Here is a 17,312-nt window from a genome sequence, read left to right on the forward strand (position 1 = left end):
GGCGTCGGTCGAGCTCGGCCTGCCCTGAGCTTGTCGAACGGTCGATACCCGGCTCATGCTCGGCCGGCTTCGCGCCCTGGCCCCACGGCCGCCACGTCGCCTCGCGACGCGCCGGAACCGGCGGCTGGGGGCCCCGGCTCGACCGACGGGAGGGGAGTCATCACTTCGTTCGCCGCCGCGACCTCGCTGCGCCAGTCGTGGTCGGGCGTCCAACCCAGCAGCCGACCCGCTTTCTCGATCGAGAACGCGGGCGTCCTGCCGGTGAGCTCGCGGGCCGTCTCGGCGGTCTGCGGCCAGTACACCGGCATGAGCTCGGCGAGGGGGCGGCGGGCGAGAGCATCCGCGGCTCCGACGATGAACGTCTGCGCGTTCGGGATGTCGTCGAGCGCACTCAGAAGCGTGTCGAGGAATGCGCCGACATCGCGTGCATCGACGTAGTTGAACAGCGCGGGAGCAGACAGCGCCGGATCGTCGAGCCGCTCGAGGATCGTGTGGCCCTGCTGCGTCGGTGCTCCGTGCCACTCCTCCGGGGCGACGACGTAGCACGGGCGGAACGCGGCGAGCCGCACCTCGTCGCCCCTCTGCGTCGCGAACATCTCCATGGTGCGCTCGGCGAGAAGCTTCGACAGCGCATACGCGTTCCACGGCCGCGGCGTCACATCCTCATCGAGCGGAAGCCGCTCCGGAACCCAACCGGCCGGCGACCCGTAACCGAAAACGGTCGGGCTGGATGCCGTCACGATCTTGCGAACTCCGGCGTCGACGGCGGCCTGCATCACGTTGTACGCGAGCGACGCGTTGGTGCGCAGAATGTGCTGCTCCGGCGCGCTGAACGGCACCGCGATCGCGGCGAGGTGGATGACGGCATCCGCTCGCGCATCGGCGATCACGGCGGATGCCTGTGCCGCGTCGGTCAAATCTGCGACAACGTGCTCGACGTCGACCTGCTCTGCAGCGACCTGCTCTGCGGCGACACGCTCGGCTGCGATCGGGCTCCCCGCGTCAGGCCGGACCGCGAGGTCGACGCCGATCACTTCGTGACCCCGCGCGGCGAGCACGGCGACCACGCTGCGGCCGAGACGGCCGGAGCTTCCGGTGACGAGCACGCGACTCATCGTGCGGTCTCTTCAGCGGGAGCGGTGGCTGAATACGACGGCCGTGCCACCGCAGCCGTCGCTCGGCGCTCCAGCGGGCTCTTGAGGGTGCCCGCCGACGGACTCTGGACGGTGCCCGCCGACGAGCTCTGGACGGCGCCCGCGTGCTGCGCGCCCATCGAGCTCGCGTCGCCCAGCCGAACGCCGAGGTCGAGCTCGTCGACCCGTATGGGCAGCCCGGTCGCGAGCGAGCGGTTGCCTGCGATGCCGACTGCGATGGCGCGGATGCCATCCCGGTAGTCGGCCGCACGCCCCAGCTCGTCAACGGTGTCGCGTTCGCCGCGGCCCACGAACACGTCGCGCAGCAGGATGGCGTCGCCTCCGCCGTGGCCGCCTTCACCGGCCGGGATCTCGACCTCCTGCGGCGTCTCCCAGTGCCGCTGCAGCAGAATGCGCTCGCCTCTGGCCCGTAAGGCCGCCGACCGGGAGTCGACAACCGCCGACGGACGGTGCCCTGAGCTCGCCGAAGGGTCGACGATCCGCCCGCCGCCGTCCAAACTCACGTCGCTCCGCTCGACGACGTCGAGTTCCGCGCGACCCTGGGTGCCGTTCACCGCGATGCGGTAGCCCTCCCACGGACTGTGCGCGTTGAGGGAGTAGCTCATGCTCGGTCCGCCGGCGTAGTCGACCACGAGCGAGAGGTTGTCCTCGATGCTGATGCCCGGATCGAAGACGTCTTTGTCGCGGAGGTAACCGTCGTACTGCTCATTGCGCAGGTAGAGGTCACGCAGCTTCTCGTCCGCCGCAAGGTCGAGGGCGAACGGATCGCCGGATGCACCGGTGCCGCGCTCCGGGCGCTCGCCACCACCGCGGGCGCGCCAGTTTTCGGAGCCGTAGAACCGCAGGCCTCCCGACGCGAAGACGCGGGACGGCACGTCGGAGATCCACCAGTTGACGAGGTCGAAGTGGTGCGACGCCTTGTGGATGAGCAGGCCACCCGAGTTGGCCTTCTGCCGATGCCAGCGGCGGAAGTAGTCCGCCCCGTGAGACGTGTCGAGCACCCACTCGAAGTGCACGGACAGCGGACGGCCGATGGCCCCGGAGGCGATCACGCGCTTGAACGCGCTGTTGCGCGGCGCGTACCGGTAGTTGAACGTCATCACGACGTCGCCGTCCGTCTCGCGCACCGCCTCGACGATGCGGCGGCTGCCCGCCTCGTCGATGGTCAGTGGCTTCTCGACGACCACGCGGGCGCCGGCACGCAGCGCACGGGAGACGTACTCGGCATGCGTGAAGTCGGGCGAGGTGACGATGACGCGCTCGACGCGCTCGTCACGGATGATCCGCTCGAGTTCATCGGGATGCGCGGTCACGGGTGTGCCGGCATCCGGCGCCGAACCCGCTCGCACCTGCTGGGCGACATGGTTCACGTAGTGCTCGAGCCGCCCCTGATTCGGGTCGAGCGCAGCGACGAGCTCGGCCACATCGGCATGTGGGCCGATGATCGCGTCGATGTACATCTGGGCGCGGGAACCGGTTCCGACGATGGCATACCGGGTGCGGTGCGGCACGATGGTCCTCTTTCGAACTGGCCGGGCGTAACGGCGGCCCGGCGGAACGTGCGCCGCGCCGCCGACCTCGAAACGGGGCTTTCGCAACGCGACCTACCAGCGTGAGAAAACGCTTTCTCTCACGATACACGATATCGTGGGGCAGCGCGCGGGCCGACACGAGCGCACTCCGAGCCTTCGACGTGCGCGCGGTCCGCGAAACTGCATGCCCACCCCGAGACAGTGGGGTTCTCCCGCTCGTTCGGAGTGGACGTGCAGTCTCGCGGGAGAAGCGGGACGGGAGTTGCAGATGGCTAGAACGAAGTCGGGTGTGCGACGCGGCGGCGCCACGATCGCGGATGTCGCGGCGAGGGCGGAAGTGTCGCTGTCGACCGTCTCTCGAGTGATGAACGGCAGCACCACGGTGGATGCCGCGCTCGCCGAACGGGTGCGCGAAGCCGCATCGTCCCTGGGCTATTCCGCCAGTCCGCTGGCGCGCAGCCTCGTGCTCGGCACGACTCAGACCATCGCCGTCGTGGTGCCCGACCTCGGCAACCCCACATTCCAGGGCGCGTTGCGCGGCCTCAGCGACGGAGCATCCGAGCACGGGTACCACGTGCTCGTCGCAGACTCGCACGAACAGGCCGATCAGGAGCGCGTTCTGGCACTGGATGCCCGCCGCCGCTGCGACGGCATCGTGCTGTGCGCACCGCGCATGCCGGCCGAGGAGCTCGCGGCCGTGCTGCCCCTGCTGGCGCCCGTCGTGGTGATCAACCGCATCCCGGAGCCCGCTGCCACGGCTTCGGCCGGGACGGAGGCGTCCGCTACGGAGGCGGCCGGGACGGCGGCAGCTGCAACGACGGCGGCCGGGCCAGGAACGGCCAGTGCAGGATCGGCCGCTAGGGGACCAGCAGGCACCGAGGCGGCAGGTGCGGAGGCAGCGGGTACCGATGCAGCAGGTGCGGAGGCAGCCGGCACCGAGGCGGCAGGTACCGAGGCAGCCGGTGCCGAGGCTGCAGCACCGGATACTGCCGCGAACGTCGCGCAGCGTCGCCCGGACGCCGCACCCCACGTGCCCTCCGTCGTCGCGGACTACAAGGCGGGACTGACCGCGCTGCTCGACCACCTCTACGGGCTCGGCCACCGTGACATGCTCTACCTCGCCGGCAGCCGCCAGGCCGCCTCGAACCTCAACCGGCTGGCCGCGATCCGGGAGTTCCAGGCATCCCACTCCGATGCGAGCGTCGCGACCAGCCCCTGCGGCGTCGGGTTCGAAGACGGCCACGCCTCGGCCCAGGCAGTCGTCGACTCGGATGCAACGGCGGTGCTCGCGTTCAACGACCTCGTCGCGATGGGGCTGCTGAGCGCGCTGGGCGAGCGGGGTGTTCGCGTGCCCGAGGATGTCTCGGTCACCGGATTCGACGACATCCCGTTCGCGCGCTACACGACTCCACCCCTCACGACGGCTGCCATCCCGGTGGAAGACCTCGGCGAGCAGGCGTGGCAGCGCATGTGGTCGCTGCTGGAGGGCACGGCACCCGCGCACGACCTCTCGTTCGGCCCGCACGTCATCCCCCGCGGTTCGACGGGTCCGGCGCCGCAATCACCTCGCGCCGCGCTCTCTCGTGAGACTAGGCGTGCGCGCCGAGACCAGGCGCAAGGCGCCTAGTCTCGGCCCATCCATCTAGTCTCACGTCGGTGGAGTGGATGCGCGTGCACGCGAGAGCGCGGCCGGGCTCCTCGGCGGCTGAGGGCGTGCCCTCCCCCGGTCGCGGCTCCGTCGGGCAGCACGATCGTGGCCCAGGTGCGGCGGGTGCCGGTATTGACGGGGACGCCAAAACATTTGAATCGATTCACGAGCGATCCCGACGAAATCGTCGAAGGCGGGCGCATGAGATGGCGAGGACCCGAGGCGGCGTTAAACAAACCTCGAGCGGCCGCCGCCGGCGGGGCGACCCGAACGGTGTCCGCGGTTGACGACGCAACGCTTGCGGCCTAGGTTCGAAAGAGTTATCTGAATCGTTTCAGGATGCTTTCACAAGGCGAAAGCGGGCAGTTTTTGCTACCCGAACCCGGAACGCGCCTCGCGACCAACACATGACAAGGGAGTCATCGGATGCCCCACCTCACCCACCTGCGCGTCGACCACCTCGAGAGCCCGCTCGCCCTGGCGCGCCGCACGCCGCGATTCGCGTGGTGGATCGAGGCGAGCGACTCCGAGGCCGTGGCGCAGCAGGCGTACCGCATCGTCGTGAGCACCTCGAAGGGCGAGGTCGTCGCGGATACCGGGTGGGTGGCATCCGCTGGCTCGGTCACCGTCACCGTGCCGGGCTTCGAGGGCGTACCCGGAGCGGAGTACGGGTGGGAGCTCTCCGTGCGCCTCGGCTGCAGTGGTGGCACCACCAGTGGCGACACCAGCGGCACCCGGCATCACCCCGCCGCGCACGAGCCCGGCAACGGGACCCACGACGCCCAGCCCACGGGCAACGCCGAGCCCGCCGCCCACCACGACCCGGCCGAAGAGCTGCACGCACGCGGATCGTTCGGCATCGGTCTCGACTCGTGGAACTCCCCGTGGTTCGAGCCGCAGCAGGAGCCCGTGGTCGAGGAGGGTCCGCTGGCACTGGGGCCGGAAGCGTTCGCCGAAGCAGCCGTTGCCGGTCCTCCGGCCACGCGGCTGCACCCGCCCCGCTATCTGCGCCAGGCGTTCACTCTCGACGCCGTTCCCCTGAAGGCGCGCCTGCACATCACGAGCCAGGGGGTCAACGCGCCGTCACTCAACGGGGTACCGGCGAGTGACGGTCTGCTCGCGCCGGGCTACGAGAGCTACCAGCACGCGATCTCGGTGCACACACACGATGTCACCGGGCTTCTAGGCGCCGGCGAGAACGTGCTCGGCGTCGTGCTGGGCGACGGTTGGTACGCGGGTCGCATCTCGATCCTCGGCCGCAGCACACAGTACGGGCGCATCCTGCGGGCGACATGGCGGCTCGAGGTCGAGTATGCGGATCGCTCAACGACCATGGTGACTCCCGACCACACGGTACGCAGCTCGCGCGGGCCGATCGACTGGTCGGACATCTTCATCGGCGAACGCCACGACGCGCGGCTTGCCGTCGACGGATGGGACGCGTCCGGTTTCGACGCATCGGCGTGGCAAGCGGGCCGCGTGCTGCCTGCGAATGCGGAAGAGGTCGCCGTGGCACTGGTGCCCTTCACCGGGGAGCCGATCCGGCGGGTGCGGGAGTTGCCGGTGGCGAGCATCCTCTCCACCCCGGCCGGTGAGACGGTGCTCGACTTCGGCCAGGTGATCGCCGGCCGGGTGCGGATGACCGTGCGCGGCGACGCGGGAACGGTAGTGCGCCTAGAGCACACCGAGGTCGTGGATGCCGATGGCAACTTTCTCGACAACATCCTCGGCGTCAACAAGGACCAGGCCGACGAGTACGTGCTCGCGGGCGACCCGCACGGCGAGACATGGGAGCCCCTGTTCACGTTCCACGGGTTCCGGTTCGTCAAGCTCGTCGGCTACCCCGGCGATCCCCGGGCGGAGGATTTCACCGCCGTCGTGATCGCGAACGATCTGGAGCAGACGGCGTCATTCTCCTCGTCGGATGCCCGCCTCGACCGACTCGTCGAGAACACCGTCTGGTCGCAGCGCTCGAACTTCCTCGCAGTGCCGACCGACTGCCCGCAGCGCGAACGTGCCGGATGGACCGGCGACCTGCAGATCTTCGCACCGACCGCCGCGACCCTCATGGGTGTCGCAGCGTTCCTCGACCGCTGGCTGGCGAACGTGCGGATCGACCAGCGCGCCCACGACGGCGTCGTGCCCATCATCGTGCCGCTACCACCCGCGATGGACGATCCTGTGGCGTCCGACGACGGCCTCTTCGACATTCGGGCGGCGGCCGGGTGGGGCGACGCCATCACGATCGCACCGTGGGCGCTGTACCGGCACTACGGCGACATCCGCTTCCTCGCCGACAACCTCGAAGCCATGCGCGCCTGGGTCGACCACCAGACCGCGAGCGCCGCCGACGTGCTGCCCCCGAGACTGCAGGATGCCGCACTCGCCGACCGGCAGCGAGCGAACCATGCACTGCTGTGGAACGGCCCGTTCAACTTCGGCGACTGGCTCGCGCCTTCGACCCTTGTCGGTGGAGACGACGAGTTCCAGGCGATGATGAACGCCCCGCGACTCACCGCGGAGCTCACCGGCCCGCTCTTCCAGCTGCTCTCGCTCGACCTGCTCGCCGATGCCGCGTCCGAGCTCGGCGACGACGGGCTGGCGGATGCCTGCCGTGAGCACGCGCAGAAGGTGCGCGCCGCCTTCGTCGCAGAGTATGTGGAGCCGGATGGCCGCATCCGCCCCGACCTGCAAGGCATCTACGTGCTCGCGCTGGCCTTCGACGCGGTACCGGCCGACCGGCGGCAACGCGTGGTGGACCGGTTGGTCGCGCTGATCCACGAGGCCGGAGACCACCTCGACACCGGATTCGTCTCGGTTCCCTACCTGCTCGACGTGCTGTGGGAGAACGGTCACCGCGACCTCGCCCGCACGCTGCTGCACCAGGACACGGCGCCGTCGTGGTTGTACGAGGTGGAGCACGGCGCCACGACCATCTGGGAGACGTGGCACGCGGTGCACGAGGACGGCACCGTCGACCGGGTCTCGATGAATCACTACGCCTTCGGATGCGTCGTCGACTGGATGATGCGTCGCATCGCCGGCATCGACCTCATCGAGCCGGGCTACCGCCGGGCGCGCATCGCACCCGATCTCGACGGTCGGCTCGAGAGGTGCCGCGCGCATGTCGACACGCCGTATGGCCGTCTCGCCGTCGAGTGGAGCCGGCGGGATGACGGCGCCTCGGTCACCGTGACCGTTCCGGTCGGCATCAGCGTCGATGTCGAGCTGCCGGAGGGATGGTCCGCAGCGGGCCGGCGCACGCTCGGTCACGGCATGCATCGGCTGGATGCCCGGCCGCTCGTCACGGCGCGAGCTCCGGCGCTCCGGCGGAACTTCTGAGCGACACGCCGTCACGGACCCGCGACCCGCCGCCGGCACCGGCGCCGGATCTCCGCAGGAGCGCACGGCCGAAGCCCGACAGACAACACCGAACAACGAACACACCGAGCAACGCACACAGAGAAAGAGTGAATACACCATGACATGGCACGCGCAGATGATCGCGCCCGACTCGGACTTCGATTCAGCGCCGCTGCTTCGCACCGAGTTCGACCTCGAGAAGGGGCACGGAGCGGTCTCCCGTGCCACGCTCACGCTCACCGCGAGGGGAATCGTCGAGGCCTGGCTGAACGGACGAGCCGTCTCCGACGACGTGCTGACGCCGGGGTGGAGCAGCTACGAATGGCGGCTCCGCTACGCGAGATACGACGTGACGGGGCTGATCGAAGATCACACGGCCATCGCCCTCGCGCTGGGCAAGGGCTGGTTCGGCGGGCGTCTCGGCTGGAGCGGCCGTGGCTGGTTCTACGGTTCGGAGCTCAGCGCGTTCGCGCAGCTCGAGATCGAGTTCGCCGACGGCAGCCACCAGCTCGTCACCACGAACGACGACTGGACGAGCGGCCCGGGCGCGGTGCTCGCCAACGATCTGTACGACGGTGAGACCATCGACGCGCGGCGCCTCGAAGACGCGTGGAAGAACCCGGGATTCACCGCCGACGACTGGGTGGGCGTGCACGCCGTCGACTTCGACACCTCGCTGCTCGCCCCCTACATCGGTCCGAGCGTGAAGCGCTGGAACGAGCTTCCGGTCGCCGAGGTGATCACCTCGCCGTCGGGCAGGACGCTTCTCGACTTCGGACAGAACCTGGTCGGATGGCTGCGCCTGCGCGCGCAGGGACCCGCCGGAGCCGAGATCACAGTGCGGCACGCCGAAGTGCTCGAGCACGGCGAACTCGGAACGCGCCCTCTGCGCACGGCCCGGGCGACGGACCGCTTCATCCTCAGCGGAGGCGAGGACGAGTTCGAGCCGACGTTCACCTTCCACGGATTCCGCTACGCAGAGATCAGCGGGTGGCCGGGCGAGTTCGATCCCGCGGCCGTCACCGCCGTCGTCATCGGCTCCGAGCTGACGCGCATCGGCACCATGACGACATCCGATCCGCTGCTCGACCAGTTCCATCGGAACGTGGTGTGGGGCATGCGCGGCAACTTCGTCGACGTGCCGACGGACTGCCCGCAACGCGACGAGCGTCTCGGCTGGACCGGCGACATAGCCGCCTTCGCGCCGACCGCGGCCTTCCTCTTCGACGTCGATTCGTTCCTCTCCGACTGGCTCGTCGACCTCGACCTGGAGCAGCAGCACCACGACGGCATCGTCGGATTCGTCATTCCCGACGTGCTCAAGTTCGCCGACCGCGAGCGGCCGAGTGAGTCCGGTCCGATCGATGCGACCGCGATCTGGAGCGACGCCGCGGTCTGGGTGCCGTGGACGCTCTACCAGGCCTACGGCGACACCGACGTGCTCCGGCGCCAGTTCGGGTCGATGGCATCCCACGTGCACCGAGTCGAGTCCCTGCTCTCGGCGAACGGCGTCTGGGACGGCAACTTCCAGTTCGGCGATTGGCTCGACCCCGATGCCCCGCCGGACGACCCGGCACGCGCGAAGGCCGACAAGGGCGTCGTCGCCACGGCATCCGCCTACCGCTCCGCCCGCATCGTCGCCGACGTGGCCGAGGTGCTGGGCCTGCCCGACGAGCACGCCGAGTTCGACCGGATCGCCAACCGTCTGCATCAGGCGTTCAACGACGAGTACGTCGGCCAGCAGGGCGTGGTGAAGAGCGACTGCACCACGGTGTACTCGCTGGCCATCGTGTTCGGGCTGCTCAGCCCCGAGCACGAGGAGTTCGCCGGCCGTCGTCTCGCCGAGCTCGCCCAGCAGGCCGGCTACCGCATCTCGACCGGCTTCGCCGGCACACCGTTCATCACGGATGCCCTGACCAAGACCGGTCACGTCGAGGATGCCTATCGAATGCTTCTCGAGCGCGAATGCCCGTCGTGGCTGTACCCGGTGACGATGGGCGCAACGACGGTCTGGGAACGCTGGGATTCCATGCTGCCCGACGGCACCATCAACCCGGGTGAGATGACCAGCTTCAACCACTACGCGCTCGGCGCCGTCGCGGACTGGATGCACCGCGTCGTCGGCGGGATCGCCCCGCTGACGCCCGGCTATTCCTCCGTACTGGTCGCGCCGCAGCCCGGTGGCGGCCTCACCGACGTGCAGACCGCGCTCGAGACGCGCCACGGCCGCGTCGCCGTGCACTGGACGCTGGCTGACGGGCAGTTCACAGTGGATGCCGAGCTGCCCGACGGCGTGACAGGCGCACTCCGCCTTCCCGGGCAGGAGGACCGACCACTGACCTCCGGGCGGACGACGGCTACCGTGCGGCTACCGGCATCCTGACGCCCGCGATCCTGACTGCGCCACTTCTTCGCGTCTGCGCCGGCCCTTCTGGCGCAGACACCGAGAAGTGGCGCAGTCGATTCGACTCAGCCTGCGAGTTCCCGGCGCAGGGCTGCGAGCTGCGCCTCGGTGGGTGGGTCGAGCGCCACGCGCGACGGGCCGGCAGGCAGGCCGCGCATCGCTGCGGACGCCTTGAGCAGACGGATGTCGCCCGCGCCGACCGACTCGACGGCGCGATCGATGGCCGGCTGGAAGGATGACGCGTCCTCCCCTGCGTTGAGCGCAGCCGCGGCCGCCACGAACGGCTCCGGGAACACGCCGCACACCCCGGAGACGACACCGGCACCGCCGGCGGCCGCCAGGCGCACCAGATCGACGTCGTTCCCGGCGAGCACGCGGAACCCCGCAGGCACCGACCGGATGTATTCGATCACCTGTACGGTCGAGAGGCCGGAGATCTTCGCCCCGACGATGCCAGGGATGCCTGCCAGCGCCGCCAGCTCGAGCGGGGACACCGTAGTGGTGGCACGTGCCGGGAACACGTACACGTAGAACTCGGCCTGCGGCACAGCGGTGGTCAGTTGCTGATAGTAGTCGGCGACGGCGACTGGTCCGGCCGTTTGGTAGAACGGGGTGATCGCGGCCAGTCGTGTCGCTCCGAGGCCGTAAGCCGCCCGAGCGATCTCAACCGCTTGCCGCGCGGTCGCGGCGCCGACATGCGCGTAGACGCCGTCCGCGCCGAAAACGTCGAGCGCGCACTCGATGACCGCCATCCGTTCGCCGTCGTCGAGCGCCGTGAACTCGCCCGTCGTGCCCGGTGTGAAGACGGCGTGCACGCCGGATGCCCCGATCGCCTCGAACAGCACTCGGGTGCCGGGCACGTCGAGTTCGCCGTCTTCACCGAACGGCGTGATCGGCGCGCAGACCAACTCGATCATGCCGAAGCCTCCCAGCGCAGCACTGGCACGGTCAGCAGCCCCGACCGCAGCCCGTCGGCGGCGTGCTCGACGTCTTGCATGCGGAACCGCACGCCGTATCGCGCGTAGGATGCCGCGACATCCGCCTCGAGACGCCGCACGGCATCCGGCGCGGCGAGCGCTGCGGCCGTCGCGTTGCCGACGCTGATGCGCAGCACGTTGTCGCCTCGGCGGAGCGCTTCGGTCACCTCCAGACGATAAGGCGGTGCATAGAGCGTGCCGCACTCCACATCGTTCAACGCGACGACGGCGATCTCGCGGATGGGCGGCTCCACCATGGCGCGGAACGATGCCCCGCGCATTCCGCGCTCCGCCCCGTCACCAACGCGCACCGGCGCAGCGTCACCGAAATCGAGCTCGGCGCATGCGGGCGGTTCGTCACCCCAGAGGGCGCCGGCATCGAACACGAGCTCGTACGTCGCCATGCCCGCGAAGCGTGGGCGGTCGTCGGTCCAATCGTGCGGAAGCACGACGGGGGCCGCATCGTCGCCGGGGAACGTCACGGTCCACGGCCTTCCCTCGACGCCGAGCGGATGCTCTCCCCTGGTCCGCCCGCCGGGTTCCGGTGGCCGCGCGGCTGCCGCGTTCTGACCCGCGTGCTCATCAGTGAGCACGAGCACGGCAGCCTCGTAGGGCGCCAACTCGAGTGGGGCGACAGCCCCCTCGCCCTCGTCGGTCACGCGTGTGCTCTGCGGGTCCCAAAGCTGCCAGCTCGCCCCGGTCGCACGCGGCGCCACCGAGAACCGGCGGGTGTGAACGCCCGTGTTGGCGACGAAGTAGACGTCGATGCCGTCGATGCGACGGTGCACGAACCCGATGTCGGCGCAGGGCGGCTCGATGCGGAGGTCCGGGGTCGCATCGGCGCGGAGCTCGGCCCCAAGCTCCTCATCGGCGACCACGCGCCAGCCCGACGCCGGTTCGGTTGCCACGTCGGCGGCGGCGTTTCCTTCGGTTTCCGGCAGCGCCGTACCGGTCCCCTGCGACGACGCGGCGAACTCGGGTCGCACCTCGATCACGACACCCCCGGCCGCGCACACGTTGCGAAGCCAGGCGCGCGCGCTCTCGGGCAGACGGTCGACGTGCGGCAGCACCACCGGGCCCGTAGACGCGACTGTGGCGGGATCGAGTGTTTCGAGCATCCGGTCGTCGACGAGATCGAAGTCGAAGCCGGCGTCGCGGATCGCGGCCGGGATCGCATCTCCGATGATCGCCCGCGCAGTGCGCCACAGGTCGAGCGATCCGCCCTGGGCGAGTCCGAGCACGTTGTACGCGTCGGCGGACGGCAGGTAGAGCGTCACGTCGGCGACCGGCCGGCCCTGTCGGAGCAGCCAGCACAGCCTGGTCAGATATGCGGTGAGCGCCGGCATGGCCGGCCACCACGCGTTGCGGTCGTCGAGCGCCCCGGATGCGTAGAACAGTCTCCCGAGACCAGCGCTCGGCGGGGACGCGGGCTTCGCGCCGGAGTCTGAGCCGGGCTCAGCGCTGGCGTTCGACGCGGTCGGCGAAGCCGGCCACCCGTGCCCGATCAGGTGGTTCACGCCGAGCAGGAAGTGCTCGTGCGCCTCGCCCTTGAGGTCGAGCGGAGTCGCGCGCAGCGACGGCGAGTGCACCCAGGTCCAGGCTTCGGCCGAGACGATGTCGCGACCCAGACGGTGCGCGGCGGATGCCGCCCACCGCGTCTGCGTCACACCTCGCCAGCCCCATCCCTCGCCCTCGATGATGTCGACCCGGCGGTACGCGCTGAGCCGGGTGAGCGGAACTCCGTAGTTCTGCACCCGGAACGGCACACCGCGCTGCGCGGCCCACTCGCGGATGATGCCGAGGAAGTTCTCTTCGAACAGGTCGGAGAGCGTCTCGTAGAACTCGGCGCGGAACCGATCCGTGCCCACTGCCTCGAAGCGGAGCTTCCAGAGCTCGTCGAGCGGATCGCGCGAACGTCGCGCTCGGAACGCGTTCTGAAGCCCCGGCGTCCAGTCCGCGTCGTAAGCCTCCAGGCTGTCGCAGAATACCGATCCGATCCGCTCGCCACCGACCGCGTCGAAGAGCGGATCGGCCACCGCCCGAAGATGGTCGCGCACCGCAACGGCCGAGTAGTGGTCGAGCACCGGCCCTTCCGCTCCGACCGCCGCACGCTTGACCTGCTGCCCGGTCGGCACCGACCACGCGATCGCGACGAGCCGCGGGCTGCGTCCTGCGCCGACGAGCAGGGCGCCGTCTCCTGTCCCGAGCCGATCGAACGAGACCGGCGGCTCCTGCAAAGAGCCCTCGCCGAGGTACGCCGCAACGAACTCCTCACCTGGCCAGCGCGACTCGATGCCGATACGCAGCTCGTCGCCGCCGATCTCGCGCACGTCCCAGATCAGCCGACGCGAGGCGGTCTCGGCCGTGATGTGCGGTCCGCCGAACGACCATCCGCTGCCGAGCGTGAGGTCGAACCGAAGGCCGAGCGATGCCGCAGTGTCGGCCGCGAAGCGCAGATCGCTCAGAAACGCCTCGGAGAGGAACGGATGCTCGACCCGGCTGAGCGGATAAACGTACGCCACTTCCACCCCACCGAGCCCGGCATCGGCGACCGCCTTCAGCTGGCGCACGATGTCGGTGCGCTCGATGTCGGGTCCGAACCACCACCAGCGCATCATGGGTCTCGCCTCAGGTGCCGGTGCGGCGAATCCCGCCAGGAGGTCTGCGGCTGTCGTCATGGGCTCTCTCCTTCGTGAGTCGAACGGCGCGCCGAAGTACAACATCCGGGTAAGCGCTCTCCATCATGAAACGATTCACGCCAGAGGTCAACGGGCGCCCTCGACCTCGACGAACGGTTACCGGATCGTGACGACCAAAGATGGTTAACGCTTGACCACCCCCTTCGGAGCACCGTATGGTTCGAGTTATTGAATGGTTTCAATTGCCATTCGAAGAATTCCCCGTGGCGAGCGGAACGGACCGACTCGCATTACAAGGAGGTAACGGGATGAAGTTCTCCCCTCTGCGGCGCGCCCTGGTGGCCACCGCATCAGTCGCCGCCGTCGCCCTTACGCTTTCGGGCTGCAGCGGCTTCGGAAGCACCGGCTCGAACTCCGGCGCCAAGGTGACCATCACCTATCTCACCGGAAACGATGCAATCGACACCGCCCAGGGCAAGGCGCTGATCGCCGGGTTCGAGAAGAAGTACCCGAACGTGCACGTGAAGATGGACACGCAGCCCACCGGGACTCAGGGCGACAACCTCATGAAGACGAAGCTGTCGACCAAGACGATGGACAACGTCTTCCACTACAACTCAGGCTCGCTGTTCCAGGCGCTCAACCCGAAGACCAGCATGGTCGACCTCAGCGGCGAGAGCTGGGTGAACGACCTCGACAAGAACTTCAAGCAGGTCGTCTCCGTCGACGGCAAGATCTACGGCGCGCCACTGGCCACATCTCAAGCCGGCGGCATCCTCTACAACAAGAAGATCTATCAGCAGCTCGGCCTTTCGATCCCGACCACATGGGACGAGTTCATCGCGAACAGCAAGAAGATCCAGTCCTCCGATCCCAGCGTGGCGCCGATCCTTCAGTCGTACGGCGACACCTGGACGAGCCAGCTTCTGGTGCTCGGCGACTTCGCCAACATCAACAAGCAGGATCCGAGCTGGGCGAAGAACTACACCAACAACACAGGCAACGCCAAGTACGTTAATCCTCCGGCGTTCGAGGGCTTCCAGCACACGTCGGAGATCGTCGCCGATGGGCTGGTCAACAAGGATTACGCCTCGATGACGAATGCCCAGGCGATGGATGCGCTCGCCACCGGCAAGGGCGCCCAGTACCCGATGCTGACCGGCGCCATGGCAACGGTTCAGCAGGACAACCCGGGCAACATGAACGACATCGGCGTCTTCCCGATCCCGTCACCGGACGCGAAGTACACATCGCTGACGCTGTGGGAGCCGAACGCGCTGTATATCGCGAGCACGACGACCGGCGACAAGTTGCAGGCCGCGAAAGACTTCGTGGCATTCGCCAACTCGTCTCAGGGCTGCACGATCCAGAACCAGACGGGCGCCGCGGCGGGCCCGTACGCGACCAGCGCGTGCAAGCTCCCGTCGAACGCTCCGGACTTCATCAAGGATGTGCAGACCTACATCAAGGAGGACAAGGCCAGCCCGGCGCTCGAGTTCCTCTCGCCCATCAAGGGGCCGAACCTCGAGACCATCCTCATCGGCGTCGGTTCCGGCACGACGACCGCGGCGGTGGGTGCGCAGCAGTACGACCAGGACGTGAAGGCTCAGGCTCAGCAGCTCGGTATCAAGGGTTGGTGATCCGCCCCCTGCCGTAAGGATTCAACGAGAGCGGGGGCCGACGTCGCATATCGTCGGCTCCCGCTCTCTCAGCAAGGGAGTGCGTATGACCACCGCATCCATGACCATCGACCCGGCCGCCCCGACGAGGGCACCGCGCAGGTCGAGAAGCGATCGACACGGAATCCGTAGCCCGTATCCGTCATGGTTCTATATCCCGGCGGGCGTGCTGTACCTGATCTTCTTCGCGCTGCCGACGTTCTCGTCGTTCTACTTCGCCCTGACCAGGTGGACCCTGTTCAATCAGACGTTCATCGGCTTCGGCAACTTCGTGCAGTTCTTCCAGACGCCGGCACTCACCCAGGGCTTCGTCAACACGTTCATCTACGGCTTCGTCACCTCGGCGGCCAAAGTCGTGCTCGGCCTTGCGCTCGCCCTTCTCTTGACGGGCGCCACTTACGGTCGGGGCTATCTGCGGGCCGTCGTGTTCTTCCCTGTGCTGGTCTCGACAGTGGGCGTCGGCCTCACGTTCAAGGCACTTCTCGACCCGTTCCACGGCGTGGTCAACCAGGTGCTCGGGTTCTTCCACCTCCCGCAACCCGGCTGGTACACCGACCCCCACCTCGCCCTGCTGACGGTCGCCGGCGTCGATATCTGGAAGGGCGTGGGAATCGCCACGCTCATCTTCATGGCCGGCATCGTCGCGATCCCCTCCGAGTACTTCGAAGCAGCCCGGGTGGATGGCGCAGGGTCGTGGAACGTGTTCCGCAACATCACGCTCCCGCTCGTGCGGCCTGCGATGGCGACGGTGATCATCCTCTCGCTCATCGGCGGTCTACGATCCTTCGACCTGATCTGGGCCATGACCAACGGCGGGCCGGGCTTCTCCAGCGACGTCATCGCATCCGTGATCTACAAGCAGTACCAGGCCGGATTCTTCGGCCTGTCCACCGCGGGCAACGTCATCCTCTTCCTGGTCGTCACCGCGATCATGCTCCCCGTTCAATGGTTCCTCAATCGAAAGGAGGCGGACCTGTGACCGCGACCAGGGCCATCACCACAGCTCCCGGGAGCGGCCGGCGTCTGCATCCGCCCCGGCGTCCCATGACCGCCCGCCGGTTCGCAAGGAAGTACCTCGTCGGAATCATCGCGATCCTCGTCTCGATCGTCGTGTTCCTGGTGCCGTTCATCTTCGTCGTGCTACAGGCGGCGAAGGACCCGAAAGAGGCCGGACTCATGGGGTTCAGCCTTCCGAGCACCTGGCAGGTCGGGCAGAACTTCTTCGAGGTCATCCAGACGAACAACTATCAGTTGCTGGCGGCCTTCATCAACAGCTTCATCCTGACGATCGCGAGCGTGGCCATCATGGTCGTCTTCTCGGCGATGTGCGGATACCTGTTGCACCGAAGGAAGACGAGGCTCAACCCGCTCGTCAACTTCCTTGTGCTCGCCGGCCTCATCGTGCCGCCGGCGGTCGTCCCCACCATCTGGGTGCTGCAGGGCATCGGGATGTTCGACACGTTGCCTGGCATGATCCTGATCGAGGCGACGCTCGGGCTCTCGTTCTCGATCCTTCTGTTCCGGGCGTTCGTCGCGACGATCCCCCGCGAGCTCGACGAAGCGGCGATCATCGACGGAGCCGGGCCGATGCGGCTGTTCTTCCAGGTCATCCTGCCGCTCCTGCGACCCGTGGTCATCACGGTCGTCGTCGTGCAAGCGGTCGCCGTGTTCAACGACTTCACGGGACCGCTGTACTTCCTGCCGAGCAGCGCCAACCCGACCGTGCAGCTGACGCTCTACAACTTTCAGAGCCAGGCCGTGAGCCAGTACAACCTGCTGTTCATGAACATCCTGCTCATCACGATTCCGCCGTTGATCATGTACATCTTCTTCAACCGTCAGATCGTGGCCGGCATGACCAGTGGTGCCGTGAAGGGATGATCGGCGCAGGCGCGGTCGGGCCGACACACGACCGC

10 protein-coding genes are annotated in these 17,312 nt (G+C 68.3%); 6 read left to right on the top strand and 4 right to left on the bottom strand.

Annotated features, from left to right (window positions below; genetic code table 11):
• Nucleotides 1–53: 53 nt before the first annotated feature.
• Nucleotides 54–1,115: an NAD-dependent epimerase/dehydratase family protein gene (locus ACYVDK_RS00285; protein WP_460516257.1), complete on the bottom strand. Its 1,062-nt coding sequence runs from the start codon at nucleotides 1,113–1,115 to the stop codon at nucleotides 54–56.
• On the bottom strand, nucleotides 1,112–2,665 hold the full coding sequence (locus ACYVDK_RS00290; RefSeq protein WP_460516260.1) for a Gfo/Idh/MocA family protein: 1,554 nt from the start codon (nucleotides 2,663–2,665) through the stop codon (nucleotides 1,112–1,114). The genes ACYVDK_RS00285 and ACYVDK_RS00290 overlap by 4 nt, the downstream gene beginning before the upstream one ends.
• A 289-nt stretch (nucleotides 2,666–2,954) precedes the next feature.
• Between ACYVDK_RS00290 and ACYVDK_RS00295 the strand changes: the two genes are divergently transcribed.
• The 3 genes from ACYVDK_RS00295 (at nucleotide 2,955) to ACYVDK_RS00305 (ending at nucleotide 10,080) form a co-directional block, all read left to right on the top strand.
• Nucleotides 2,955–4,313 (top strand): LacI family DNA-binding transcriptional regulator, encoded by a 1,359-nt coding sequence (locus ACYVDK_RS00295; protein ID WP_460516263.1) that lies wholly within the window; start codon nucleotides 2,955–2,957, stop codon nucleotides 4,311–4,313.
• A 447-nt stretch (nucleotides 4,314–4,760) separates the two neighbouring features.
• Nucleotides 4,761–7,676 (top strand): family 78 glycoside hydrolase catalytic domain, encoded by a 2,916-nt coding sequence (locus ACYVDK_RS00300; RefSeq protein ID WP_460516266.1) that lies wholly within the window; start codon nucleotides 4,761–4,763, stop codon nucleotides 7,674–7,676.
• A gap of 139 nt (nucleotides 7,677–7,815) precedes the next feature.
• Nucleotides 7,816–10,080, top strand: a complete 2,265-nt coding sequence (locus ACYVDK_RS00305; protein WP_460516269.1) for an alpha-L-rhamnosidase — start codon at nucleotides 7,816–7,818, stop codon at nucleotides 10,078–10,080.
• A gap of 86 nt (nucleotides 10,081–10,166) precedes the next feature.
• Here ACYVDK_RS00305 and ACYVDK_RS00310 read toward each other — a convergent pair whose 3' ends face one another.
• Together ACYVDK_RS00310 and ACYVDK_RS00315 are read right to left on the bottom strand one after the other, a co-directional pair.
• Nucleotides 10,167–11,018, bottom strand: coding sequence for a dihydrodipicolinate synthase family protein (locus tag ACYVDK_RS00310; protein ID WP_460516272.1), 852 nt, complete (start codon nucleotides 11,016–11,018; stop codon nucleotides 10,167–10,169).
• On the bottom strand, nucleotides 11,015–13,756 hold the full coding sequence (locus tag ACYVDK_RS00315) for a glycosyl hydrolase family 2 protein (RefSeq protein ID WP_460516275.1): 2,742 nt from the start codon (nucleotides 13,754–13,756) through the stop codon (nucleotides 11,015–11,017). Before ACYVDK_RS00315 ends, ACYVDK_RS00310 begins: the two co-directional genes overlap by 4 nt.
• Nucleotides 13,757–14,025: 269 nt before the next feature.
• Between ACYVDK_RS00315 and ACYVDK_RS00320 the strand changes: the two genes are divergently transcribed.
• From ACYVDK_RS00320 to ACYVDK_RS00330, 3 genes are all read left to right on the top strand, one after another.
• On the top strand, nucleotides 14,026–15,357 hold the full coding sequence (locus tag ACYVDK_RS00320) for an ABC transporter substrate-binding protein (protein WP_460516278.1): 1,332 nt from the start codon (nucleotides 14,026–14,028) through the stop codon (nucleotides 15,355–15,357).
• A gap of 85 nt (nucleotides 15,358–15,442) precedes the next feature.
• Complete coding sequence (locus ACYVDK_RS00325; RefSeq protein ID WP_460516281.1) at nucleotides 15,443–16,375, top strand: carbohydrate ABC transporter permease; 933 nt, start codon at nucleotides 15,443–15,445, stop codon at nucleotides 16,373–16,375.
• Nucleotides 16,372–17,277, top strand: a complete 906-nt coding sequence (locus ACYVDK_RS00330) for a carbohydrate ABC transporter permease (RefSeq protein ID WP_460516283.1) — start codon at nucleotides 16,372–16,374, stop codon at nucleotides 17,275–17,277. Before ACYVDK_RS00325 ends, ACYVDK_RS00330 begins: the two co-directional genes overlap by 4 nt.
• The last annotated feature ends 35 nt before the right edge of the window (nucleotides 17,278–17,312 follow it).

The sequence above is a fragment of the Humibacter antri genome (assembly GCF_054777235.1).